Source organism: Parapedobacter soli (assembly GCF_025460835.1).
Classification (GTDB): domain Bacteria; phylum Bacteroidota; class Bacteroidia; order Sphingobacteriales; family Sphingobacteriaceae; genus Parapedobacter; species Parapedobacter soli.
In genome coordinates this window covers 1-24600 of the sequence record NZ_JAMXAY010000031.1, presented here as the reverse complement: position 1 = coordinate 24600, position 24600 = coordinate 1, and the positions used below count along the sequence as shown (strand labels likewise).

Annotated in this window: 18 protein-coding genes; 6 read left to right on the top strand and 12 right to left on the bottom strand. The window is 53.1% G+C overall.

The window, feature by feature from the left end:
• The first annotated feature begins 15 nt into the window (after positions 1–15).
• Entirely contained in the window at positions 16–1512 is a 1497-nt protein-coding gene (locus NGM62_RS13725; protein WP_262248763.1) for a S41 family peptidase, read from the top strand.
• Here NGM62_RS13725 and lipB read toward each other — a convergent pair.
• Both lipB and hflX read right to left on the bottom strand, forming a co-directional pair.
• Positions 1502–2200 (bottom strand): lipoyl(octanoyl) transferase LipB, encoded by a 699-nt coding sequence (gene lipB, locus NGM62_RS13720; protein ID WP_262248761.1) that lies wholly within the window; start codon positions 2198–2200, stop codon positions 1502–1504. The genes NGM62_RS13725 and lipB overlap by 11 nt on opposite strands.
• A gap of 36 nt (positions 2201–2236) precedes the next feature.
• Positions 2237–3442, bottom strand: a complete 1206-nt coding sequence (gene hflX / locus NGM62_RS13715; RefSeq protein ID WP_262248760.1) for a GTPase HflX — start codon at positions 3440–3442, stop codon at positions 2237–2239.
• Positions 3443–3663: 221 nt separating this feature from the next.
• Here hflX and NGM62_RS13710 point away from each other — a divergent pair, with 221 nt between their 5' ends.
• Together NGM62_RS13710 and NGM62_RS13705 are read left to right on the top strand one after the other, a co-directional pair.
• On the top strand, positions 3664–4059 hold the full coding sequence (locus tag NGM62_RS13710) for a group III truncated hemoglobin (protein WP_262248758.1): 396 nt from the start codon (positions 3664–3666) through the stop codon (positions 4057–4059).
• A gap of 21 nt (positions 4060–4080) precedes the next feature.
• Positions 4081–4428 carry a DUF488 domain-containing protein gene (locus NGM62_RS13705; RefSeq protein WP_262248756.1) on the top strand — a complete coding sequence of 116 codons (348 nt, stop codon included), beginning with the start codon at positions 4081–4083 and terminating at the stop codon, positions 4426–4428.
• Here the strand turns inward: NGM62_RS13705 and NGM62_RS13700 are convergent.
• Positions 4425–6857 carry a phosphocholine-specific phospholipase C gene (locus NGM62_RS13700; protein WP_262248755.1) on the bottom strand — a complete coding sequence of 811 codons (2433 nt, stop codon included), beginning with the start codon at positions 6855–6857 and terminating at the stop codon, positions 4425–4427. The genes NGM62_RS13705 and NGM62_RS13700 overlap by 4 nt on opposite strands.
• Before the next feature lie 172 nt (positions 6858–7029).
• Here NGM62_RS13700 and NGM62_RS13695 point away from each other — a divergent pair, with 172 nt between their 5' ends.
• Positions 7030–10413, top strand: coding sequence for a HEAT repeat domain-containing protein (locus NGM62_RS13695; RefSeq protein ID WP_262248753.1), 3384 nt, complete (start codon positions 7030–7032; stop codon positions 10411–10413).
• 8 nt (positions 10414–10421) lie between these two features.
• On the opposite strand, the gene pgl is transcribed toward NGM62_RS13695, so the two are convergent.
• The 8 genes from pgl to NGM62_RS13655 form a co-directional block, all read right to left on the bottom strand.
• Complete coding sequence (pgl, locus tag NGM62_RS13690; RefSeq protein WP_262248752.1) at positions 10422–11138, bottom strand: 6-phosphogluconolactonase; 717 nt, start codon at positions 11136–11138, stop codon at positions 10422–10424.
• 59 nt (positions 11139–11197) lie between these two features.
• Positions 11198–12700, bottom strand: coding sequence for a glucose-6-phosphate dehydrogenase (gene zwf, locus NGM62_RS13685; protein WP_262248750.1), 1503 nt, complete (start codon positions 12698–12700; stop codon positions 11198–11200).
• 26 nt (positions 12701–12726) lie between these two features.
• Positions 12727–13209 carry an RpiB/LacA/LacB family sugar-phosphate isomerase gene (locus NGM62_RS13680; RefSeq protein WP_262248749.1) on the bottom strand — a complete coding sequence of 161 codons (483 nt, stop codon included), beginning with the start codon at positions 13207–13209 and terminating at the stop codon, positions 12727–12729.
• Between the two features lie 152 nt (positions 13210–13361).
• Positions 13362–14003, bottom strand: a complete 642-nt coding sequence (locus NGM62_RS13675; protein WP_262248747.1) for a bifunctional 4-hydroxy-2-oxoglutarate aldolase/2-dehydro-3-deoxy-phosphogluconate aldolase — start codon at positions 14001–14003, stop codon at positions 13362–13364.
• 36 nt (positions 14004–14039) lie between these two features.
• Positions 14040–15032, bottom strand: coding sequence for a sugar kinase (locus NGM62_RS13670; protein ID WP_262248746.1), 993 nt, complete (start codon positions 15030–15032; stop codon positions 14040–14042).
• Between the two features lie 82 nt (positions 15033–15114).
• Complete coding sequence (locus NGM62_RS13665) at positions 15115–18009, bottom strand: PD-(D/E)XK nuclease family protein (protein ID WP_262248744.1); 2895 nt, start codon at positions 18007–18009, stop codon at positions 15115–15117.
• Between the two features lie 58 nt (positions 18010–18067).
• The gene (locus NGM62_RS13660) at positions 18068–19285 is read right to left on the bottom strand and encodes a hypothetical protein (protein ID WP_262248742.1); all 1218 of its coding nucleotides are present in this window, start codon (positions 19283–19285) and stop codon (positions 18068–18070) included.
• Positions 19286–19357: 72 nt separating this feature from the next.
• Positions 19358–22663, bottom strand: a complete 3306-nt coding sequence (locus NGM62_RS13655) for a UvrD-helicase domain-containing protein (protein ID WP_262248740.1) — start codon at positions 22661–22663, stop codon at positions 19358–19360.
• A gap of 124 nt (positions 22664–22787) precedes the next feature.
• Between NGM62_RS13655 and NGM62_RS13650 the strand changes: the two genes are divergently transcribed.
• Positions 22788–22958, top strand: a complete 171-nt coding sequence (locus NGM62_RS13650; RefSeq protein WP_262248739.1) for a hypothetical protein — start codon at positions 22788–22790, stop codon at positions 22956–22958.
• Here the strand turns inward: NGM62_RS13650 and NGM62_RS13645 are convergent.
• Positions 22955–23248, bottom strand: a complete 294-nt coding sequence (locus tag NGM62_RS13645; RefSeq protein WP_262248737.1) for a hypothetical protein — start codon at positions 23246–23248, stop codon at positions 22955–22957. The genes NGM62_RS13650 and NGM62_RS13645 overlap by 4 nt on opposite strands.
• A 417-nt stretch (positions 23249–23665) precedes the next feature.
• Between NGM62_RS13645 and NGM62_RS13640 the strand changes: the two genes are divergently transcribed.
• A complete protein-coding gene (locus NGM62_RS13640; RefSeq protein WP_262248736.1) occupies positions 23666–24556 on the top strand; it encodes a hydroxypyruvate isomerase family protein in 891 nt (296 codons plus the stop codon).
• Positions 24557–24600 lie beyond the last annotated feature (44 nt).

Here is a 24600-nt window from a genome sequence, read left to right as displayed (position 1 = left end):
AATTTACGATTAGGTATGCACACAATCTCCTCTAAATGGCAGCGGCAGGTAAGCGCCGTACTAATGCTCTTCCTGTTTTTTTCCCTCGCCACCTCCTGTAAAAAGGAAATCAAGGGAGATTCACAAGAACCGCCGACCACCTCGGAAAATGCAACAATCAATACGTGGGTGGTCGAAAATATGCGCGACATCTACTATTGGAATACGTCTATCCCTTCCGATAGGAGTCTCGACTTTGAACTTGGTCCGGAAGATTTTTTCGAAACCATCTTGAATAAAGACGACCGGTTTTCATGGATTGAACTCGCAGATGACCTAGAAGACGAGCTCTCGGGTATCGCCACAACGGTAGGACTGGGCATTGGATTATTAGAGATAAATCAGGATGGTGACGTAATCATCTCCGTTCGCTATGCGCTAAGCGGGTCACCTGCCCATCAAGCAGGCATTGAACGTGGCGACATCATCACCGAAATCAACGGACAGGCGATGACGATAAATAATTACCAAAGTGTACTGGCTGCATATTATGGTATCGAACCGTTCACCGTCCAGATGGCCCACATCAATGAAAACAATCAGATTGTACGTGACGATGTGATTGAGCTCACCCCCGTAGAAGGTTTCCAAGAGCAAGCCATACATCTGGACACGGTGATTACTACACCGGGCGGCAAAAAAGTAGGTTACCTCTTCTACAACCGTTTCCTGAATAACCAGCCTAATGAGTTGTTAGAGGCATTCAACAAATTCAAAACAGAAGGCGTGAGCGACCTTGTACTCGACCTGCGGTACAATGGTGGCGGTGGCATTTGGATTGCTGCAATTATGTCGGGATTGATACAAGCGAACTTCAACAAGAGTGAGCCTTTCATCCAGTACAAATATAACAGCAACTACGGTACGGACACCTATACCTATTACAGTCTCTTCGGTGGTGGTTCAGATGACCCCGAAGATGTCGAGTCGGCCGACCAGGTTGTAAATGCTATTGAGGCGCTTAATCTCAACTTACCTAAAGTATATATTATCGCAACGAACTATTCGGCATCAGCCAGCGAACTAGTCATCAACAACCTTCGGCCATTTCTATCGGATGCCGATGTAATCCATATCGGCGAAACGACTGTGGGCAAAAATGAAGGGTCGATTACTATCGTAGACGAACGAAAACCACGCCAGATCGAATGGGGCATCCAGCCGATTGTGGTCAAATTGGCCAATAAAGCAGGATTTGGTGATTATCCCGATGGGCTCGACCCTCAATATGAAATTGACGAGCGGGCTTATATCCCGTGGGCACCGATTGGGTCAATGGACGACCCCCTCTTGGCAAAGGCGATAAGTTTAATCGACCCCAGCGCACAGCTATCTACCTCTAAATCAATGAATATAAAGTCGCGTACAGCACGATCTTTGCAAGTGGTGCCGGTAGAAGGTTTTGAAGATCGAGTTAACCGTCCTGTCCCGGTCGACATCGGAAATCGGTTTAAAAAACCGATTAACCGATAAGCACCATCCCGAACAATTCGGCAATGTGGCCTTTTAACTTCGTTTTCACGGCCTCGATATCCTGCGGCTGGCCCAATTCCCGTTGCATGGAAGTTACAGCTTTATCGTCTATACCGCAGGGCACGATATTGCCGAAGTAATCCAAGTCTGCATTTATATTGAATGCAAAGCCATGCATAGTCACCCACCGGCTGGCCCGTACCCCCAACGCGCATATCTTCCGCGCCCGATCGTTATCGGCATCGAGCCATACACCCGTATAGCCCGGGTATCGTTCCGCCCCGATACCGTAGTCGGCTAACGTGCGGATTACCGCCTCTTCCAACGTACGAAGATAAAGGTGTATGTCGGTAAAGAAGTTGTCGAGGTCCAATATCGGGTACCCCACAATCTGTCCCGGCCCGTGGTAGGTGATGTCACCGCCCCGGTTTATTTTATAAAACGTGGCCTGCCGCTCCTGCAGGCCACGTTCATCCAATAATAAATTCTCGGGTTTACCACTTTTGCCCAATGTATAAACATGCGGATGCTCGGTAAAAACAAGGTAGTTGGTGGTAGGCAACGAGGCGCCTTCGAGTCTGTTCCTGGTCTTCTGCGCCAACACCCCGGCAAACAGCGCTTCCTGCCTGTCCCAGGCCTCTTGGTAGTCAACCAAACCCCAGTCTTCGAAAATTACGTTTTTATTCATACAATTGGCCCTCGCACACCTCTTTAATCCTTATCCCTAATATAGCAAGTTATCATACGGATATCGTTTGGTATGCATATCCACCACCGTTTCATATAGACGTTTCCGGAATTCATCCACGTTGGTCTTATCCGTAGCAGAGATAAACACTGCCGGACTATTATGCCTTGCCATCCAGCTCTTTTTGAATTCGGCCAATGTTACGGGGCGGACTTCCCCCTCCTCCCCGGTACCCGGGTCATGTTCATCTTGATGACCACGGTAGGCATCTATCTTGTTGAATACCGTAATCACCGGCTTATCCAATGCGCCCAATTCTTTGAGCGTTTCATTCACCGCACGGATATGGTCTTCAAAGCTGGGATGGGAAATATCCACCACATGCAGCAGCACATCAGCTTCCCGCACTTCGTCGAGCGTTGATTTGAAACACTCTACCAGGTGGTGCGGGAGTTTACGGATGAAACCCACGGTATCGGACAGCAGGAAGGGCAGGTTTTCAATCACGACCTTGCGTACCGTTGTATCCAGCGTGGCGAAAAGCTTATTCTCTGCAAATACATCCGATTTCGAAATGAGGTTCATAATAGTCGATTTACCCACATTCGTATACCCTACCAATGCCACTCGGATCAGTTGTCCCCGGTTTTTGCGCTGTGTTTCGGCCTGTTTGTCGATAGCTTTCAACCGCTCTTTCAACAAGGCAATCTTGTTAAGAATCATCCGGCGGTCGCTCTCGATCTGGCTCTCACCGGGCCCCCGCATCCCAATCCCGCCCCGCTGGCGCTCCAAGTGCGTCCACATACGGGTCAGCCGCGGCAGCAGATACTGCAGCTGGGCAAGTTCCACTTGTGTTTTTGCCTGGGCGGTCTTGGCCCGGCGCGCAAAAATATCGAGAATGAGGTTGCTTCGGTCGAGAATCTTCACCTTAAGCTCCCGCTCGATGTTGCGCAGTTGTGATGGCGATAACTCGTCGTCAAACACCACGATATCGATTTCCTCTGCCTCTACATACGCCTTGATTTCATCCAGTTTGCCCGAGCCCACAAAGGTTGCCCGATCCGGATGGTTCAGCTTCTGGATAAACACCTCCTTCACAATACCGCCAGCGGTATCGACAAGAAAAGCCAGTTCTTCCAGGTACTCCCGCTCTTTTTCCTCACTATCCTGCGGCAGGATAATGCCTACCAATACGGCGGTTTCGGGTTGTATAGCGGTGTCAAAAATTTCTGGTTTTGCCATGTAGTCAAAAAATAAAAGTGAAAAAATAAAAAATCAACACAGTAGTGTGGTGGACTATTACATGGCTTCTCAGTAATTAACAAAATGCAAAGGTAAAGGTTTTTGCGAAAAACTGGAACCACCCTTATTAAAGACAAATTTGTCTTCAATAAGAAGCTTTCGTATCTTTGAAAAAGATGTAGACGGCAGAGGCTAGTATTGCCATAGTAAAGATGTTGTAAATGGAAGAGAGAAAAGACATAACAGATCTGGACGATGTTAAACTGTTGGTAGACAGCTTTTATGACAAAGTGCGGGCGGACGACCTATTGAAAGATATTTTCAACAACGTCATCCAAGATCGATGGCCGGAACATTTGGATAAAATGTACCGCTTCTGGCAAACCGTATTGCTGGGAGATCATACCTATTTCGGGAGCCCATTCGTACCCCATGCCGAATTGCCTGTCAAAAAAGACCATTTCGACCGATGGATGAAACTATTCGTGGAAACAGTAGACTATTACTTCGTCGGTGAAAAAGCTGAGCGGGCGAAATGGCAAGGCGACCGGATGGCCGAAATGTTCCTTTACAAAATAGAATACTACCGGAACAATACAGCCAAACCATTATTATAGCACACAGCTAATTGGTAAACCATGGGTGGGTTCAAAATAAAACGTATATACGAGTTGCCTTCCGGCGAAGACGGTTACCGGGTATTGGTAGACCGGTTATGGCCGAGGGGCCAGCGGAAGGATGAGGCCAAGCTCGATGAGTGGGACAAGGATATCGCTCCTTCGCCCGCTTTACGGAAATGGTTCAACCACCAGCCGGAGCGGTTTGAAGCGTTCGCAGCAAAGTACCGGACGGAGCTCGCATCAAAAGCAACGGATATCGACCGACTGCGGGGTCTTGCGAAAACACAAACCGTTACATTGCTATATGGCGCAAAAGACGAAAACATGAATCAAGCAGTGGTGCTGAAACAAGTTCTCGAATCTTAAGACCGCACCTTCCCCATCAGCGGGTCAGTTATACTGGACTTCCCTGTCTCCACATGGCCGGCAAAACGTTGGTAAAAGCCCGGATATCCCTCCACCTCAACAGCAATATCATACCATCCCCCGGTACTTGTTAGATCGATCCGTAATGGTTCGGCAGTTCCACTTCGCCGGTGTATGCCTCCATGGTAAGAAACATCCCGTATCAGCACATTGAGGTTGCTATCAGTGGTACAAACCACGTTTACCCCACCCGTCTTGGGGTCCGCCACCACTTCCACCTGCAAACCGGGGTCGTCCACCCCGCCCTTGAATTCTCGGAAAAACCCGTTGGGTCCGTGTACCTGCAGATGGTAGGCCTCTCCTGCAAACCCAGCCAGCGGCCAGCGGTAGCTGAGCGGCTCCCCCTCACGGACTGCAAAATTCCACGTCCGCCCCGGGGCGCTATCCGGCAAATAGGGAACCAGCGCATGTACACGGAAAGGTATGCCCACCGGCTTTGTTGCCGACATATCTCCCGCCGCTTCAAACCGCACAACGAAGTTCTTCCTATCATTATCCATCCGACCTGCAACCCCCGGGTTATACGGCAGCGCACAGGCCGGTTTAGTACCCGGCTCTTGTTCCGGCCACTGCGGATCGGCTTTATCCACCAAGGTATAGTTGCCGGGGAGTCCTTTCGACTTTGCCGAAAAAATACGCTCCACATAGGCATTGCGGCCCAAGGCCCCAACCGCTGGTACTTCCACACCCGCGGCGGGCCGGAATACCGAAGTTATATCGCCACATACCAGTCGGCGCCACTCACTGATATTCGTTTCTATGACCCGCTTTCCTGTCTTTTTCTCGAGGAAATGTTCCAAAAATTGTAGCGGTGACGTCAGGTCGAACACCTCCGAATTGACCCATCCCCCTTTAGACCAAGGCGATGCCACCACCATCGGGACACGGAACCCGAGGCCGATAGGGCTTTCCAACGTCGACTTGGGGTTGCCCGAACGCACCCGTTCCTGTTCTACCGTCACATATTCATCGGCCGTATCTATCCCGCTCGCAACCCTGCCGTCTCGGCCATCGGGGTGCGGTGGCACGAATGGCGGTACATGGTCGAAATAGCCGTCGTTCTCATCATACGTCAAAATAAAGATGGTCTTTTTCCACACCTCGGGATTTTTCGTCAAAATATCCAACGTCTCGGAAACATACCACGCCCCGTACCAAGGAGCCCCCGGATGGTCCGAAAAGTTACACGGTGCTGTCAGCCACGATACCGTGGGCAGATTACCACTGGCCACATCTTTCCTGAACTGATAGAAAATATCCCCTTTTGGCACCTGCACCTGTTTATCGCCTTCGTCATCGGTGTAATGTATTGTTTCTAAACGGTGATAATCAGGATCTTCCGTATTGGTAGCCAACGCGCGTCGATGGATTTCCTGCAGCACTTCCGGCAGTGCTTCAAAATTCGCTGCGGTATATTTTTCCAAGTCCACTTTCAACTGCGCAAGCTGCTCTTTTTTCTTTTCCAGCACCTCGTCGCTATCCCCGCCTACAGCTATTTCGTCCTCGAGCTGCGCCGCCAGCCGTTCCATGTAATGCCGATGTGCCGGGTGGAACCGAACATGGTACTGCTTATGGAATTCGAGGTTATTGTTTGTGAAGTTAGCCAACCAGTCTTCTTCCTCCCCCTCAAACCCAACGGGTAAGCTTAACTCATTCTGGTAAACGCGCCACGAAATACCGGCCTCCTGCAGCCGTTCTGGATATGTTTTCCAGCCAAGATCTTTATAAACCATCTGTCCGTTTTCCACATGGGCCACCGACTCCCCGTTACGCGGTTCCTCACGTACCGTGCCCGACCAAAAATAGGACCGATTGGGGCTCGTCCCCGTAAGCGATGAACAGAAATGCTGGTCACACACCGTAAAGGCATCTGCAAAAGCATAATAAAAAGGAATATCCTCCCGGTCATAATAGCCCATAGTGAGCGGCATGGTCCGGTATTCGGGATTACCCGCTTTTTTTGCCTCCAGCCAGGTATCCATTTTACCGCCATTGCGTGCATATACCATATCTTTCCAGCCGTGCGGCAGGGAGCCCATCCATGTGGCTTTTGTGTTTTTTATATCCAACCGGAAGGGTGCATACGTTTCGCCCTTCGCATTGGTCTGCGCCCATACAGGCAGTCCATCCGGTAAGGTGATTGCACGCGGATCGTTGAAGCCACGCACACCCCGTAAGCTGCCAAAACAATGATCGAACGACCGGTTCTCCTGCATGAGAAACACAACGTGCTCGGCATCAAGATAAGTACTTCCCGCAGGCGCCTCAATGGCAAGTGCCTGCCGGATGGACTGAGGCAGGGTATTGACTGCTGCTGAGGCTCCGGCCAATAATGCCGCTTTTTTTAAGAATGATCGTCTGGATTCCATAATTGCTAATATGCAAACGAATTAACGAAAATTCGCATAGAAACGTATGGATAAAACCATTTCTAACCATAAAACTTCACAATACTTCTTATATTTAGCGCGGCTAACCCAATAAATGTTGAATTTACGATTACAGTACCTGGGTTACCAAACACACTGAAAGACTACATAAATGAACAAAACAATCATCGCGATAGCTGCTGTCTCCCTCGTATTGGGTTGCCAGCAAAAAAAGGCCGATTTACCGGTGAAGGAAATGAACCCCACCAAGACAGCCGAATTGGCTACCACTATCGAAAACCAGGTAAGTGCAGAACTGGACAGCGGTCTCACGCTGAAACTCTGGGGTATCGACTCACTGGTCATTTCGCCTATCGCTATCGATATCGATGATCACGGGCGGTTATTTTATACCACAACAGACAGGCAGAAGAATTCCGAATTTGATATCCGGGGCCACCGCACTTGGGAAATACCGTCTATCAGTTTCCAAACCGTCGAAGACCGACGGGCATTCCTGCGCAAGGAGCTGTCGCCCGAGAACAGCGCACGCAACACGTGGCTCGCCGACCTCAACGGCGATGGCTCGCACGACTGGCGCGACCTCACTATCGAGAAAGAGAAAGTGTACCGCGTGGAAGACCTATCCGGCGATGGTGTTGCCGACCGTTCCCAACTAATCGTTGACGACTTCCATGAGGAAATAACCGACGTTGCAGGTGGTATTTTTGCTGATGGCGACGACCTGTACCTTGCGTTAGCCCCTGACCTTTGGAAGCTCACAGATACGGATGGCGACGGGATTCCCGATAAAAAAACGTCCATTTCTCACGGCTATGGTGTGCACATCGGTTTCAGTGGCCATGGCATGTCTGGTGTAAAGATGGGCCCCGATGGCCGCCTTTACTGGCAAATCGGCGACATCGGCTTCAATGGTGAGGGGCCCGACGGCACCAAATGGGAGCACCCCAACTCAGGTGTCATCGCCCGTTCCAACCCCGATGGCAGCGATTTCGAAATCTTCGCCCATGGCCTCCGTAACACCCACCAGTTTGTGTTCGACGAGTACGGCAACATCATCAGCGAAGACAACGACGGCGACCACCCCGGTGAAAAGGAGCGCCTGGTATACATTGTCAATGGCTCCGATGCCGGCTGGAGAAGCAACTGGCAATACGGCAAATACAGCGATCCCGATAACAATAGCTATAAGGTATGGATGGACGAAAAGATGTACCTCCCTCGTTTCGAAGGCCAAGCGGCATACATCACGCCCTGCATAAGCAATTTCGTAAGTGGTCCTGCCGGCGTGGTCTATAATCCCGGCACGGCCTTGGGCCCACGGTACAAACAGACATTTTTCGTCGCAGAATTTGTCGGCAACCCGGCGAGCTCGGGTGTGCACAGTTTCAAGCTAAACCCAAAGGGCGCCACATTCGAGCTGGGTGAGCATAAAAAAGTGCTCGGGGGTATCTTGGCCACAGGACTCGACTTCGGCCCCGACGGGGCCTTGTATGTGGCCGACTGGATTGACGGGTGGGGCACCCACGACTATGGCCGTATTTGGAAAATGGATGATACCGATGGTGCTAGCCAATCCATCCGCTCGGAGGTCAAAGCCCTTTTGGCGGCAGATTTCCACCGCAAAAACGACACGGAATTGGGTAGTCTTCTCCGCCATGAAGACATGCGTATCCGGCAGAGGGCCCAATTTGCCCTGGCCAAGCGCGGCGCAAAGGGGCTTGAAATTTTCAAAGAAGCACTTGCACAAACCGACAACCAATTGGCACGGGTACATGCCATCTGGGGAACCAGCCAGCTGGCGCGGCAAAACCAGCAATACGCCGCCACACTCGTTCCGCTACTCCAGGACTCCGACCCTGAAATACGGGCACAAGCAGCCAAGTGGCTTGGCGACATCCGGTACAAAGATGCGGGCAGCGCCCTTATCCCACTGTTGAACGACCCACAGAGCCGTCCCCGCTTTTTTGCGGCTGAGGCACTCGGCCGCATCCAGTACGGCGACGCCGTGGCCCCCATCATCGCCATGCTGGAAGCCAACGACGATAAGGATGCCTACCTACGGCATGCCGGCACGTTGGCATTAGCCCGCATCGGCAATGCCGAGCCTGTACTCGCATTGGTCGATAGTCCCTCACGTGCGCTGCGTATCGCGGCGGTGGTTGCATTGCGCCGGATGGGTGAACCCGGTATCGCACGCTTCCTCGATGACGACGACGAATTTATTGTCACCGAAGCTGCCCGGGCCATCAACGATGACCTGTCTATCGAAGGGGCACTGCCCGCTTTGGCGGATCTCCTTAACAAGACGCTATTTTCGAACGAAGCACTCGTACGCCGCGTCATCAATGCCAACCTGCGCGTGGGTAGCGAAGACAACCTGCAGCAGCTCCTCCAATATGCCCAAGACGACGGCCAGCCCGGCCCCATGCGGGCCGAAGCACTAGCTGCTTTGAGCACCTGGGCCAGCCCGTCTGTAGTAGACCGCGTAGATGGGCGCTACCGTGGTGTCATCACGCGCGATGCGGAGTTACTCAAAAGCCAGACAGCAAGCGCCTATATCGAGCTCCTCACCGACCGGGAACCCATCGTGCGGCTAACTACCGCCAAGGCAATCGATAAGCTCAGCATACTACAAGCTGCCCCGGCGCTATTGGCCTGCTTGAAAAGCGATAAGGACCCTGCTATGCGGGTGGAATGCCTGTCGGCACTGGTAGCCCTTGGAGCACCGCAGCAGGAAGAAGCGATCAAGTTTTCCTTGGCCGACCGCGAAAAATCGGTACGGGTTGCCGCACTCGATCTATTGGAAAACATGGCCATCCCCAAACCGGTTATGGTTGACCTGCTGGCAAATGTCATCGACACGAAAACCACCGAAGAAAAACAAGCAGCTATCATCACATTGGGCAAAATACCCCTTGAGCATTCAGCTACGCTCTTCAACAAACTGCTCGACGATATGGAGTCCGGGCGGCTCAGCCCCGACGTATATCTGGAGCTGGGTGAAGCTATCGATAGTACCCATGCCGAGCCGCTGGCAGCACGTTATGAAGCCGCAAGTCAGCATTTTTCTTCCGACGAACTCATGGCCTCTTATGCCAGCAGCCTCCAAGGTGGTGATGCTAGACGGGGGAGGCGGGTCTTCTTCCAGCACCAGCAGGCACAATGCATGCGATGCCACGCGCTCGACGACCGGGGTGGCAACGCCGGCCCCCAACTCAACGGGGTAGCCAACCGCCTGTCGCGGGAGCAATTGCTCGAATCGATTATCGAGCCCAGTAAACGCATCGCACCGGGTTACGGTATCGTCATGCTCGAACTGAACGATGGTGAGCAGCTTTCAGGTATTTTCCAAGGGGAGGATGAACGCGGTGTAAAAATACGGAAAGGGCAAGAGCCCGACCGGGTCATCCCGCATGGCAGCATCAAAAACAAGACGTTCTCACCATCCAGCATGTTGGATATGAAAGGTATTTTATCCAAACGCGAGATACGGGATGTGGTCGCATTTCTGGCGACACTAAAGGAAAGCTAATCGGTGGTTTAAATCTTTGCCGCTGCAGCGTCGTCCACAAACCACGTCACACGTCCCTCTTTCGTTGTATCAATCAACTGTGCCGGATATTGCTCGATGTTGCGCTCACCGCGCAGTACCTCATACAGCGCTTCCGCTTTGTTGGCCCCATAGGCAATCACCGCCACCTTGGCGGCCTGGTTAATCAGCGGTACGGTGAGCGTAATGCGGTACATATCTTGGGCATCGAGGAAATATGCCGCCACCCACCTATCGTACTCGTGTAGTACGCCTGTTTTTGGAAACCACGATGCGGTATGTCCATCGGCCCCCATACCCAAGAGCACCAAATCAAAATGGCCACTAGGGACGTACTCATGCAATAGCTGTTCGTAAGTACGTGCAAAGTCTGCGGGCGAGGTATTATCAGCCCACATCGGGAAGATCTGTTCTTTCGGAACCGGCACGTGGTCCAGCAATGTCTCAAATGCCATCCGCGCATTGCTCAGGTCATCGGTAAGCGGCACCCACCGTTCGTCGCCCCAGAACACGAATACCTTCGCCCAATCCACCGCATCGCGATAAGGTGCCTTCGTCAGCAACTTATACAGTTCCACGGGCGATGAGCCACCGGTAAGTGCCACGGTAAAGCGTCCGTTTTTCTCAATTGCTTCTTGTGCGGTTTGGACAAACAGCTGTGCAGCTTCTTCGTTGAGCTGTGCCAAGGCGTTGAATTTCTTTAACATTGCTCTCTTCCTTTTTTATATCGTTGTTTTCTCGCTACTTTATATTCTACTTCTACCTATTATTTATGCAAACTCATTGCCCAGATGTGCCCCTGCCGTGCAATCAGCGCTTCGGCACTTTCCGGCCCCCAGCTACCCGCCGAATAATTGGGGAAATCGAGCGAGTCACGGCTTTCCCACGTTTCCAGTATCGGCGTAATCACGTCCCACGCCTCTTCCACTTGGTCAGACCGCATATACAATGTCGTATCCCCGCGCATGGCATCGAGCAAGAGCGTCTCGTACGCCTCGGGCGTCTGGGTAGAGCAGCTGTCGTAATCGAAGACCATCTCTGCGGGGTTAAGGCTCATCTCCAAGCCTTGTTTCTTGGCCGTAAACCGTAGCCTGATATCCATCGTGGGCTGGATATTGATGGTCAGCCGGTTGGGCATCAGGTTACCCGCTTGCGACGACGAAAATGTGGAGTGCGGCACCGGACGGAATTGGATGGTGATGGACGACGTTTTCTCTTGCATACGCTTGCCTGTGCGTAGGTAAAACGGTACGCCCTGCCACCGCCAGTTGTCTATAAACAATTGCACGGCCGCATAAGTTTCGACATTCGAATTAGGGTCTACGCCATTCTCCTCGCGGTAGCCCGGCACTTTCTTACCGGCTATCCATCCGGGTCCGTATTGTCCCCGCACCGCATACTTATGTACCTCTTCCGGCTTCAGCCGCCGGATGGCCCGCATTACATCAACCTTGCGGTTCCGTATCTCTTCCGCTTGGAATGAGATGGGTGGCTCCATGGCCACCATGCACAGCACCTGCAGGAGGTGGTTCTGTATCATATCGCGCAGGGCCCCGGAGTTCTCGAAATAACTGCCGCGGTCTTCCACTCCCACCTGTTCAGCCACCGTAATCTGGATGTAATCAATGTAATTGCGGTTCCACAGTGGCTCAAACAATGCATTGGCAAAGCGGAACGCGAGGATATTCTGCACGGTTTCCTTACCGAGGTAATGGTCAATGCGGTAAATCTGCTCCTCTTGGAATGTCCGTCCCAGCAGTTCATTGAGCGCCACCGCCGTTTCCTTATTGTAACCGAATGGCTTTTCAACCACAATCCGGTCAGACTCGGGCACATTGGCAAGCTTATATTTGTTGATATTCTTCGTGGCCGACTCGATGAACTGCGGTGCTATGGAGAGGTAAAACAACCGGTTGGCCCGTGTTCCCCATTTCTTATCAAGTGCATCGAGCTTAGCAGCGAGCCCTTCATAGGCCGCCGGATCATTGATATTCGACTCGAAGTATGAGACGGTGGCTTTGAATTGCTCCCATAGCTTTTCATCCGGTTTGCCTTTCCTCGAAAATTGCACCAATCCGTCATGCAGGTGCTCCCGGTAGTTGTTGTCGTCGAGCTTGGTCCGCCCAAGACCGATGATAGCAAACTTCTCGGGCATCCACCCATCGATATACAGGTTATAAAATGCGGGTATTAATTTTCTTTTGGTAAGGTCTCCCGTGCCACCGAAGATGACAATAATCGTGGGGGACAATTTTTTATTTGACTTCATGCTGATTTAAATTCGCGTTGTTTTCACTAGTTATCCGTTTGGCTGGTGTGCGGCTTCGTGAGCTGTTTTTCTAAAGCGATAACCTTTTGCAGCCGGCGTTCGAAGCGCTCACCGCCATCGTATTCCGCTTGCAAAAATGCGGTTGCCAGCTCCCAGATCAACATCGGTCCGATTACACGTCCGCCGAGGCAAAGCAGGTTCATATCATCGTGCTCCACGCCCTGGCGGGCTGAATAAGTCTCCGTAATCAAGGCCGCACGCACCCCCAATATCTTATTGGCTGCTACCGATACGCCCACACCGCTGCCGCATACGGCGATGCCACGGGCTACCTCCCTGCGTGCCACGGCCTGCGCCAGGGGCACAATGATGTCGGGATAATCATCTGCGGGGTCATACGTTTTTGCACCGTAATCGCGTACATCATAGCCAGCTTCCGCCAACTTAGCCATCAGCTGTTCCTTCTGTTCGAAACCGGCATGATCTGCTGCAATACCTACTGTCATCATTAATGGGTAAAATGTCAACCTGCTATCGGCACCCTGCTTCTTGCAAAACAGGCGATGAAGATAGCTAAAAAATCAATTTTCGATAACAAATATGGGGTTTTATTTTGAAAATGATTGTAAGGTATCGTCCTTTGACAGGGATTTCGTTATAATCAGCTGTTCACCCAGCCCATCAGCAATTTACTGCGTTCGGCGAGCCAATCGAACCCCGTAACCCCGTCGGGCTTCGCGAACAGTTTTGATCCGAGCCCTACCGCACTTACGCCCGCATCAAACCAACCGGCGATGCTTTCTTCCGTAGGGTTTACTCCACCTGTGGGCATAAACCGCATGCCCGGGAACAGTGGCCTGATGGATTTGAGGAACCCCGCACCCAGCGTGTCGCCCGGGAAGAGTTTCACCAACGGCGCCCCCAGATCTTCGGCGATGCTTATTTCCGTAGGTGTCATGCAGCCCGGTACCCAAAGGATACCACGCTTAAGGGTCAATTCAGCAATCTCCGGCTTCACCACAGGGCTAACGATAAACTCAGCGCCCGTCTCGATGTAAGCTGCTGCCACCGCCGCGGTTTTGACTGTACCGATGCCCAGCAGCAGGTCGGGCCAATTTTCACGTTGGTAAGCCAGCAGCTGGGAAAAATTTCCCAAAGCACGTTCCCCGCGGTTTACAAATTCGAACACGCGGATGCCCCCCGCATAGCAGGCATTTACCACTTCGATGCAGGTCTGGATATCATCGTTATAATAGACCGGCAATACCGGGTATTTCAATATATGGTCAAGTGTATTTTTCATTTTTGATAGCTATTGTCTATTATCTATTGTCTATTCCTATAAATCCCCGTTGCCGAAGTCCCCTTTTACAAACAGCTTTTTGAATCCGGCTGCCGTTGCTGTATCCACAATGCCTTGTCCATCTTTTTCTGCTGCCAAGGCGTAAATCAGCCCGGCCATGAACGCATCACCACTTCCGATGCGGTCTACCACTGCGTTGGTTTCCCGGATTTCGGAAATAAAGTCACCATTCCGCGTATGGTATGTGCCATACAGCAGGTTGTGGGTAGGCGAGTCCATGAAGCGGAACGTGTAAGCCAGGTGCTTGCACTGCGGCAACCGCTCGAAGACGTCGCGCGCCGATGCTTTGGCCTGCTCGAAGTATGTATCGGCGGGCGTATCACGGTCCAGCGTTTCATCCACCGCCGTTCCCAGCATCTTGTTTGCTGCCCAGATGTTGCCCATCACCACATCGCAATAGGGTAGCAGCCCGGGCATCACGTCTATCGGCTGCTTACCGTAGTTCCATAATTTATTGCGGTAGTTGAGGTCAACCGACACGACCAGCCCTTTACGACGTGCCGCTTCCAGGGCTTCTTCGCATACCGTTGCGAGCGATTCGTTGAGTGCCGGTGTGAGGGCACTCCAATGGAACCACGTATAGCCTTCAAGCACCCGACCCCAATCGATGGTACCCGGCTGTATCTGGCTGAATGCCGAGTATTTCCGGTCATACACCACTTCGCCTTTAGTAAGCCCGTTTGCCGACAGCAGGAAGTATAGGCCCAGCCTATCCCCTTCCAGCAGCACCGGCGATACATCCACGCCGAGCCCTTTCAATACAGATAGTGCCTGCTCCGCCAGGTCGTTGTCGGGCATCCGGCTCAGGTAGCTGCAGGGCACACCCCATTGCGCAAGCGACGCAACAACGTTGGCCTCCGACCCGGCCGGAAAAACGGCTACTGTACTGTCCCTGTCCAGAAAGGATGGTCCGGTCGAGCTCAGCCGCAACATCAGCTCGCCAAAAGAAAGTATACGGTGTTTACTCATGGGGTGCTAAAATAGCATTTAAAGTAGGAAACATGAAACGCCGCACAATAAATACGGCACACAATCTACGCACACGTTTTCGTTACGTTCCGTCGTCGGCCTGGTATTGGCCGATAAACTCCGCGTAGGGGTCTCCTGGATACCGTACGGCATCGGGATTATCCCTGAAGGGCACATCCGGATCGAACAGCTCTTCCAATGTCTGCCGCAGGAAATCGATAAACCTCATCTTGATGTCTTCCAGTTCGGCCCCGGTGGCCACATACCCGCTACGGCCACCCATATAAAATAGCGGTCCCTCGTTGCGGAGCTTCCGTGCGATATACAGGTTGGGTTCTACGCCGCGCTTGCCCGTTACCTGCTCATACACGTAGGTATAAAACAGGGTTTGTATCATCGCCTTATTGCTTTTGGCCGATGCCGGTGCAAACAGGGTGTCGAGCCCATGGAATTTCACCTCATCGCGCCCCGTCTTATAGTCCACGATACGGGTTTTGCCGTTTACTTCGTCCACCCGGTCGATAATGCCGTAAAGCACCACCGTCCGCGGCTCGCCCTGTACCGTAATCGGGAATGCCGTGGAATAGTCACGTGCATTTTCCAGTTCCACAATGCGTAGCGGGGCAACCTGCTCGGCATCGTAATGCAAGAACACGGCGGCATACTCTTCGGCTACCCGGAGAAGGATACGCTGCATACTGTTGGGCACCAGTATCTTTCCGGTTTCGCCGTGCAGCTCTTTCGACAATGCTGCCAAACAGATCTGGGGCAGAACCTTGATCTTCTGACGGATGATCTGCGGTGTAATGGGGTCGTTTTCTGCCGCCAACTGCTCATACACTTCCTGCATCACACCATGTACAACCGTACCCAGCCGGTTCATCTCAAACTCCTCGGCCAGCCTGGGCGGCTCCTTTATACCAGCCACGTATTTGAGGAAAAACAAGATGGGCGACTGCAGGTAGGTGGTCAACGCCGACGCCGACAGCTTCGGACGATCCGGTCCGGTATCATCCAGGTAACTGCTCAGCTTATCCCATACCGCTTCGGTTTTGGGCAGGCTCAATGCAGGCGGTGCCGCAATCGTCTTGATGGGCTGCTGCTGGCGGCGATACTGGAATTCAAACCGGCTTTCGAAGGCCAACTGGCGGACAAACCGGCTCACTTCGCCGCTGTTGCTATCGTCTACCACACCATTGTATACTACGGTAACGTGCCGGGGGTATTGCAACAGGCGATAAAACAGGTAGGCCGACAGGGCATCCTGGTTTTCCAGTACGGGGAGGCCATGGGCACGCCGGATAGAATCGGGAATGAAGGTGGGGGCCGTGGTAATGCCGGGTAATTTCCCTTCATTCGCACCGATCAGGTAAACCTCCTCAAAGTCGAGGCAGCGGCTTTCCAGTAGCCCCATGATCTGCACCCCCTTCAACGGCTCCCCCTCGATGGGTGCCGATATTCCTTGGAGGGACTTGCGTACCAGTGAGCAAAGAAAAGGCATCGACAGGTCGGGATAATGGTCCAGCCCTTCCTGCAACAGGTTGAGTGCCTTTTTGATGGCGAGAATAAGCACCGCCTCGATGTGGCGGAGGTCTTTGGTATGTTGCCGATGTTCCAATACGCCATCGAGCAAGGCATGCAGCCCCTGGATTACGGCGACGTTACCCTTGCGGGGTGTGAAAAATCCGGGATAAGCACCCGATGTCAACGATAGCTCGCCGATAGGCACCTCCAGCCACTCATTGGCATTGATATCACCCAGCAGCCTGTCGCGCTCTTTTGCCGATATGCCGCTGAGTGGATGGGTCAGTATGGCTTCCACATCAAGGTGGTGAACAGAACGCTCCCCATTGGCGGCCAACTGCTGTTGGATTTCCAGCCATCCGTCCAGGTATCCAAATAGTGTGGATTGGGCTAATGGATAACCCATTGTCACGTTGAAGTCGATACCATCGGGCAGGCTGTGCAACACTGGCACCAACAAGCTTTCATCGGCCAGGATGATGGCCGTGCTTGTGGGAGCCTCCCGGTGGTCCGGCCGCCTTTCCAAGAGGGTCGACAACAGCTTGGCTTGCGCCACCTTACCTGAGGTCGCTACCAGCTCAATGCGAGCGGCTTTCGGACCCAGTACATCGGGGAATTCGCCGAGCGCATTGCGCAACCCATACTGGCCAATATTTTTCCGGAGGAAAAGGCCGGCCTCTTGCAGGTCGTCGTCGAGGTAATAATTGTCTGCGTCAAAGTAGAATAGTGCTTTCCCGGCTTCCTGCCATTGGGTAAACAGCGTTATCTCGCAGCGGTTGAGGGCGTTGAACCCCACGAAGGCTACCCGTTTATATGCCGCAATAAAATCCGGGTGGTCTGCACGGCCTTCTGCCAGGTTGCGGTAGCTACCGGCCGTGGTGGTAAGCTTCTGCTCCTGCAATGCTGCCTTAAAGCGTTGGTAAAGTGTTGGCATGCGCCCCCACAGTTGGAGGAATTTCTGCTGGATTGCCGTTTGCTTACCTACGGAAAAGGATTCCCAGAACTGCCGCATGAAGTGTTGCTGCTCGGCCGACAAGTGGGGGAATCGCTGCTGGAGCAAGGCGATGTCTCGCAGCTCGGCATACACCGCACCGGGCGCCACGAGGTCGTAGTCCAGCTGTTCGAAGTCGTTCAAGATGGTTTCGGCCAACGGGTAGAATTCATCCGGCGTTTCCTCCGGCCGCCCTTCTTCGCGGAGCAATGCATTGTGCACCCTGTGCAAGATAAAGAACTGGGCCAAAGGGCTGGCCTCGGGCGAAGCGGCCGACTGCCGTAAAAATTCCTGGATGGTAAAAAAAGAAGGACTCCAGAGCGGTTTGCCCACCAAATCCGCCAGGTACTTCCGCAGGAAAACGATGGGGCGCTTGTTGGTCAGCACCACGGCCACGTCTTTCAGGTCGTCGCCAAACCGGGACAATAAATCAACTGCAACTTGTCGGAGGAACGGGGGCATACAAGAAATCTGGGATTTAACGTTCTCCGAGCAAACATAGCGAAACGATTATAATTTTTCAATCAACCTTCTCCATTTCCTGCCAATTTTGATCTTGGAAAACGGCCGCCGGATTAAAATTCGGATTATTGGTCATGATGTAAGTCTGTCCGTCACTGCGGCTCCACACGTGGTCGTATCCCGCGCTGAGCTCCACTTTACCGGCTACATCCCGGTAATTTTCCACTTCCCGTATCGTCTTGATGAAGTCATTGTGTATTTTATCGTTTGCACTCTGGCGGGCCTCCCAGCTACGCAGCTGGTTATCCATTTCTGCCAGTCGCCGGTTGCCCCGCTGTATGGCCTGCTCACCCATCCGTCGGGTTTGCTCGTCCATCATCTGTATCCGGCCCACATGCTCCACATGCCGTTGCTCACGTATATCGCGCCAGTAGCCCTCGGCGGCTTCTTTCCACGCCGGGTTGGTGCGTATGCTGGTAAGGATTACCGTCATCATCTGCTCCGCATGCTCCTTTTCCGGTTCGGGGAATAAGTAAACCATCCGTGTTGCCGAGCTTGTATAAGATACCGATGTGGTTCCATTATAAATATTGGGGATGTAATTTGCGGCGTTGGTCACCTTGCAGAACAATATCCCCGACTTCCCGTCGGGCCACTTGGCCATGGCGGTGACTGCCGAATGATTGAATTCCACGCCGGCGCTGCCGTAGCGCATCATCTCGGCCCGGTGCTCAGCATCGTTTTCGCCCATGGTGGCAATGGCATCGGGATTAGTTTTTATCGCCGTAATAGTCGGATTCCCCAGCTCCTGGGCCCACACCTGCTGAACGAATTGGGCGGCGTCCATCGGTTGCCCCACCCCGCAGAATTGGCCGTTACCATGCTGTTGGTTGAACGCATTGACCTGCGGGTCGGCGCTCCATGACCAGATATAGTTGGGCATTATTTCGAACCCGGAGGCTCCATCGGGGGTGTGTGCTTTGAAAAACAGGGTAGTGCCGGCACAAGCCTGTCCTGGAGCAACCCAGATGACCTCACCTACATCCTGCCAGCCTCTGGGGATCAATATGCTCAATGCCTCTACAGGCGTGGCAAACCCCTGGCGGTCCATCACCTTTACCCGTGTGAATTCCGTATAATCCCGGCCCGCCTCAAAGGTTTGTTCCGCCTGCCCCTCTTTGTGCCCGCTTTTGCTTTCACTCCGATCGGTGGATGGCTGGCAGGCGCCAGACGATAGCAACAGTACAATCGCCAATGGTATGGGTAGCTTATTCATTGAAATGCTGTTTACATGATATACTACCCCACTATCGCTGCAATCGTAAAAAGTCATCAACCGGGGCGGTCATTAAACTTCCACCAACTTCTCCAACATGCCGTAATAGACATATCCCTTGACATGCGGCATGCCCATTTCGTGGAGAACCCGTTGATAGTCTGCTACCTGCTTAAGGTGGGCCTTGTTTTCATGCTGGGTGAACTTGAAGTCTAGCACAATGGTCTCATCCGGGCGTACCAGTATTTTATCGGGACGCAGTGTGCGGCCATCGGGCAGAATGACGTCTCGCTCATTCCAGTGCTCGTATTCACCGCTGAACCACTGTGCGAGCTGCGGGTGGTTCCAGGTAGCCTGTGCAAGGGCCAGGACCTCGGATCGCTCCTCGCTGCGGAGCCACCCTTCGGCTTGCAGCACATCCGCGTATGCTTCCAGCTCGGCAGTTGCCGCAGTCTCTGCCATCAGCTTATGCAGCAGCTGGCCCTGGCGTTTGGCCACATCCAGCCGTGCCACATCAAGCTCCGTTTGTATTTCGGGACGGGCCAACTCCTCTTTCATACGGGTGGATGCCGGATAGTGGCTGAACGACCAGCCTGTCTGCGGTGGCTCCTGCCCCCGCGGGGTATCCGTTTCCGTGGCCGTTCCCAGCCGTATGCCGTCGCTGAATTCGACATCCAACTCTCCCGCAATGCCGGGCAATACTTCCAGGAGCAAGTCGCTAGCCAGCAGGGCGCTGATTTCGCCATCGCCCTTCTTGCCCGGTGCCGTAATGTACAGGTGCTTGCGCGTGCGGGTGGTGGCCACGTAGAGTGTATTGAGCGCATCCATATAGTTGAGCAGCATCTCTTCGAAATACGCTTGGTAAAGCCTCGACTTGCCGAGGTCGCCCTTGTATTTCACAGGGGTTTTGCTCAAGAGCGCATAGGGAGTGTCTTCGGTGTTCACCCAGAAGTTACCGTTGATGCGCCCGTCGATAGGCCAGCTGCAGAACGGGATCATCACCACGTCAAATGCCAATCCTTTTGATTTGTGGATTGTTAGGACCTCAACGGCAGCCGTCTCGCCTGCGGCAGGCAACGCGCGGTCGATGCCTTCTTCCTCCCAATACGTGAGGAATGCCGGGATACCACGTTCGCCGTTGGCGGTGAAGGCGGCCACAAGATCGCGGAAGGCCAAGAGGTACGGCAAGCTTTCTTCATTGGTTTGGAGCCCATACGCCACAATCAGCGATTCCACGAGTTCGGCGAGGGGCAGTTGGGCCCACATATCCCAGTTATTGCAAAGCAGCTCGGGCAGCATGCCACCCAGCTGGACGGGGTGGCACTTACCCACCTGTATCCAATCGTGGGCTGCTACCGCTGCCGCGCGGCCTGCCAGCTGGTTATGCAGATAAATGCAGTTGGCCAGGTACAGCGCGGTATCGGGAAGCTTGCCTGCGAGTGCACGCAGCGTGTCGACCAGCAGCCGGATGGCAGGGTGGTTTACCAGAGCCAGTGCATCGCCCGAGACCACGTCAAATGCCGTTCCCGATTCCCGTTGCTTATCCAGCAGGTACTGGATGATCTCGCGCGCCTCATTGTTGGTACGCACAAGTATGCCGACCTGATTGGGGCGGTATGTACCCGACGACAGCCACCCGATGAGCGTATCGGCCAGCCGGGCCAGCGCCTCGTCTTTAACTGCACTGGCGCGGTGGTTGTTATTCTCCACATCGATAAACTCCACGTGTACCGTACCGCCTCGCCGTGCGGATGCGGGCAGTTGCTGGCGGCTGTCGGCATAGGCGCGGATGAGCATGTCGTGGCTGCCCGACGGCTGCCACCAGTGCTCATATTCCGCCTCGCCAAGCTCCCTTAAAACGCGGTCGTTCAGCCGCTGCTGCAACCACTGCGGCGCGTGTGCAAACACCAGGTTATTGAAAGCCACGATATGTTCATGGCTGCGGTAGTTGATTTCCAGCGCCGCATGCTCGATGAGCGGAGACGTATCTGCCGTGTTGAAAGCCTTGCCGATCTGCTGCTCCGCCCGGTCCAGCAGGATACGCCAGTCGCCATTGCGCCAGCGGTATATGCTCTGCTTCACATCACCCACGATGAGGTGCTCATGCCGTTTACCCGTAGCATTCCCCATGGCGTTGATGAGCAGCGGCCGCAGGTTATCCCATTGCCTTTTTGAGGTATCCTGAAACTCATCGAAAAGGAAATGGCGGAACCGGTTGCCTATTTTCTCCCAGATAAACGTGGGGTCGCCCGCCTGGTCTGTACCGATATTGCTCAATAAGATCTGCGCGTCGCTGATGAGTTGTGCCGCATTGTCGTGCCGCCATTCGGCCAGCAGTACGCTCATCTCTTTGAGCAGCCGTAAGTAGTATAGGTTTTCGTCCATCGCTTTGGCGAGGTAATAGTCGGGCGATTGCTCAGCATACAGCACGTGTATTTGTTCCAGTAAGGGATTCAGTACGTCGTACAGTGCAGCCATGTTGCCATTTACCCCCCCTTTTTGCCACTCGGCGGGATTATGGATATATTTCTCAAGCTTTTTGACCGCATCGGCGGGGTCTTCTGCCGAAAAACGGTCGAGTTTACCCAGGTAGTTCCGTGATTTCCCCAGTAGATCCGTCACATCCACACCAGATGCTGCGAATGCGCCGGCTGCGGTTTTCAGCAATTGCTCAAATGCCTCTTCAAACTGCTTAATGACTTCCTTGCAATACCGATCAAGGTTTACGAAGAGCTCCTGCCCGGGGATAGCAGACACCGCCTTGTCAAAATCCTGAAAGTCTTCCTTAAAGATCTCAGCGGCCAGTTCATTCAATGCCCATCGGTAATTCCAGTTTTCATCGCGATCGATTTTTGCCTGCGCATAGTCCATGATCCATTGCAGCAGGTCGGGCCGTTCGTCGAGCGTCCGGTTGAGCCGCAGCACCAGGTCGCCCTTCACCTTGCGGATATTCATCTCCAGTTTATATCCGGCATCGATACCCAGCTCAAACGTAAACCCACGGATCACCTTTTGTGTAAACCCGTCGATGGTGCTGATGGCAAAGCGGCTGTAGTCGTGTAAAATCTTGCGGTAAGCTGCAATCGCCCGTTGCTGCAATGCACCGGCATCCCATTGCGGGTAGGCCTGCAGCAGTATTTCGCGGTAGCCATCGGCCGCATCGCCCTTGTTGCCATCGCCCATGGCCAATGCTTCCAGCACGCCCAATATCCGGCCTTTCATCTCGGCCGTCGCTTTATTGGTGAAGGTGATGGCCAGTATCTCGCGGTACTTATGCTCATCGGCAAACAGAAGCGTAAGGTACTGTGCCGTGAGGCTGAAGGTCTTGCCAGACCCGGCGGATGCTTTGAGGATTTTTAACGGTGGAACGGCAGGCATAACTCGTATTTTCCGAGGTGAAGATAACGAAATCGAAGCTGAAAAAAGAATTTGTCGTGTTCATGTTGGTAAACAATCGCGACTTGGTCAGCTTTTGTTGACACGGCTGTCACCTGTTCCCCGAATGTTCCCCGAACGCTGTGGATCACGGACGCACCTGCAGCGTACCAAACTGCGGTCTTCCTGCTGCCATGCTGCTGTGTACAGCAGCCGGACAGCACGGCAAAAGCAGGCGGGCAGCCAAGCCACCCGCAGCAGTCTGGCAGCAGTTAGGGAGCAGTTGTACAGCCGTTAGGGCTTTTTGGCCCATTTCCAGAAGTAGCAGGCACGGAGGTCTTCCTGCGGTAGCGGATCTGGTCGCAGCAGGGCCGCAAACCCGTGCCCGGATTCCGCTACGAAATCGAAGGCGTGGAATAGCTGTACGGTACGCCAACGGCTCCAAAAGCTGCTGACAGAAATGGAAAACACTCTAAATGAACACTGATAACTCGATTGATCGACGAAAGCAAGCTGTTTTTCGGTTACGAAGATTACAGCGTAGCGGAGGACGAATGGATGGAAGAAACCGCCTTCCCCCTGTTCCATGCCGTATCGATACGCTATACGGAAAGGTTAGTGAATTTGTCGGCGAACTGATCAGCGGTATGTAACGAAAAACATCCGTGCAGCGGAACGAGACCCCAAAAANTATCGATACGCTATACGGAAAGGTTAGTGAATTTGTCGGCGAACTGATCAGCGGTATGTAACGAAAAACATCCGTGCAGCGGAACGAGACCCCAAAAAAAAGATCTCCAAACGGGGAGAATGGAGACCTTTACTAACCAATTATAAACCTAAATTATGATGGCACAAAGATAGTGTATTTCTCACACTATGCAAACTTTTTTTACTTTTTTTATAAGCATGCATAAACAGTGGGATCCGGCGCCTTGTTGTTTGCCTGATTTTCCGTAGGTTTACGCCGATAGTAAATGACACGACCCTAGATATTTACCCATTATGAAACCCTCTCCGCAACTTTTCTCCAGAAGAAGTGCCTTGAAAGCCATGGCTGCCACTACCACCGCCGTGATAGCGACCGATCTGTTCCAACGTGCAGCCGCAGCTGAAAAAAAATTTCCGCAGTTGAAAGGACGCATTAACCATTCCGTTTGCCGCTGGTGCTATCCCGGCATCCCGCTGGCGGAGCTCTGCGCAGCAGCCAAGGAAATAGGAATCACCGGTATCGACCTCGTGGGACCCAAAGAATGGCCCATACTGAAACAATATGGACTGCACGCGGCGATGCCCCATGGTGCAGGCAAGGGGATTGAGGAGGGGTTCAACGACCCCGCACTGCATGACGAATTGGTAGCCAGTTATGAAACCGTCATCCCACAGGTGGCCGAGGCAGGTTACGACCAGCTTATCTGTTTCTCGGGCAACCGACGGGGGCTAGACGACGAGCAGGGCATCCGTCACTGTGCCGACGGACTGAAACGCCTCATGGGCACTGCCGAAAAGTATGGGGTAACGCTTGTGATGGAACTGCTTAACAGCAAGGTAGACCACCCCGACTACCAGTGCGACCATACCGAATGGGGCGCCGCACTGTGCGATGCCGTCGGATCCAATCGGTTCAAGCTACTCTACGACATCTACCACATGCAGATCATGGAAGGCGACGTCATCGCCACCATCCGCAAATACCACCCATACATAGCCCATTACCATACCGGCGGCGTACCGGGACGCAATGAAATAGACGAGACCCAAGAACTCCATTACCCTGCCATTATGCGCGCTATTGCCGAAACTGGATTCAAGGGATACGTAGCCCAGGAGTTTATCCCGAAACGCTCGGAGCCACTCGAGTCACTGGAACAAGCCATCCGTATCTGTGATGTATAAGTAAATAGTCAACCCTTAAAAAGCCCAATATTTCTTTTTTGAAG

Coding starts and splice junctions, on each gene's coding strand:
- NGM62_RS13670 (WP_262248746.1), bottom strand. CDS start 15,032: ATGAGTAAACACCGTATACTTTCTTTTGGCGAGCTGATGTTGCGGCTG.
- NGM62_RS13675 (WP_262248747.1), bottom strand. CDS start 14,003: ATGAAAAATACACTTGACCATATATTGAAATACCCGGTATTGCCGGTC.
- NGM62_RS13665 (WP_262248744.1), bottom strand. CDS start 18,009: ATGCCCCCGTTCCTCCGACAAGTTGCAGTTGATTTATTGTCCCGGTTT.
- NGM62_RS13645 (WP_262248737.1), bottom strand. CDS start 23,248: ATGGAACAGGGGGAAGGCGGTTTCTTCCATCCATTCGTCCTCCGCTAC.
- NGM62_RS13660 (WP_262248742.1), bottom strand. CDS start 19,285: ATGAATAAGCTACCCATACCATTGGCGATTGTACTGTTGCTATCGTCT.
- zwf (WP_262248750.1), bottom strand. CDS start 12,700: ATGAAGTCAAATAAAAAATTGTCCCCCACGATTATTGTCATCTTCGGT.
- NGM62_RS13655 (WP_262248740.1), bottom strand. CDS start 22,663: ATGCCTGCCGTTCCACCGTTAAAAATCCTCAAAGCATCCGCCGGGTCT.
- hflX (WP_262248760.1), bottom strand. CDS start 3,442: ATGGCAAAACCAGAAATTTTTGACACCGCTATACAACCCGAAACCGCC.
- lipB (WP_262248761.1), bottom strand. CDS start 2,200: ATGAATAAAAACGTAATTTTCGAAGACTGGGGTTTGGTTGACTACCAA.
- NGM62_RS13650 (WP_262248739.1), top strand. CDS start 22,788: ATGTTCCCCGAACGCTGTGGATCACGGACGCACCTGCAGCGTACCAAA.
- NGM62_RS13680 (WP_262248749.1), bottom strand. CDS start 13,209: ATGATGACAGTAGGTATTGCAGCAGATCATGCCGGTTTCGAACAGAAG.
- NGM62_RS13695 (WP_262248753.1), top strand. CDS start 7,030: ATGAACAAAACAATCATCGCGATAGCTGCTGTCTCCCTCGTATTGGGT.
- NGM62_RS13725 (WP_262248763.1), top strand. CDS start 16: ATGCACACAATCTCCTCTAAATGGCAGCGGCAGGTAAGCGCCGTACTA.
- NGM62_RS13710 (WP_262248758.1), top strand. CDS start 3,664: ATGGAAGAGAGAAAAGACATAACAGATCTGGACGATGTTAAACTGTTG.
- pgl (WP_262248752.1), bottom strand. CDS start 11,138: ATGTTAAAGAAATTCAACGCCTTGGCACAGCTCAACGAAGAAGCTGCA.
- NGM62_RS13705 (WP_262248756.1), top strand. CDS start 4,081: ATGGGTGGGTTCAAAATAAAACGTATATACGAGTTGCCTTCCGGCGAA.
- NGM62_RS13700 (WP_262248755.1), bottom strand. CDS start 6,857: ATGGAATCCAGACGATCATTCTTAAAAAAAGCGGCATTATTGGCCGGA.
- NGM62_RS13640 (WP_262248736.1), top strand. CDS start 23,666: ATGAAACCCTCTCCGCAACTTTTCTCCAGAAGAAGTGCCTTGAAAGCC.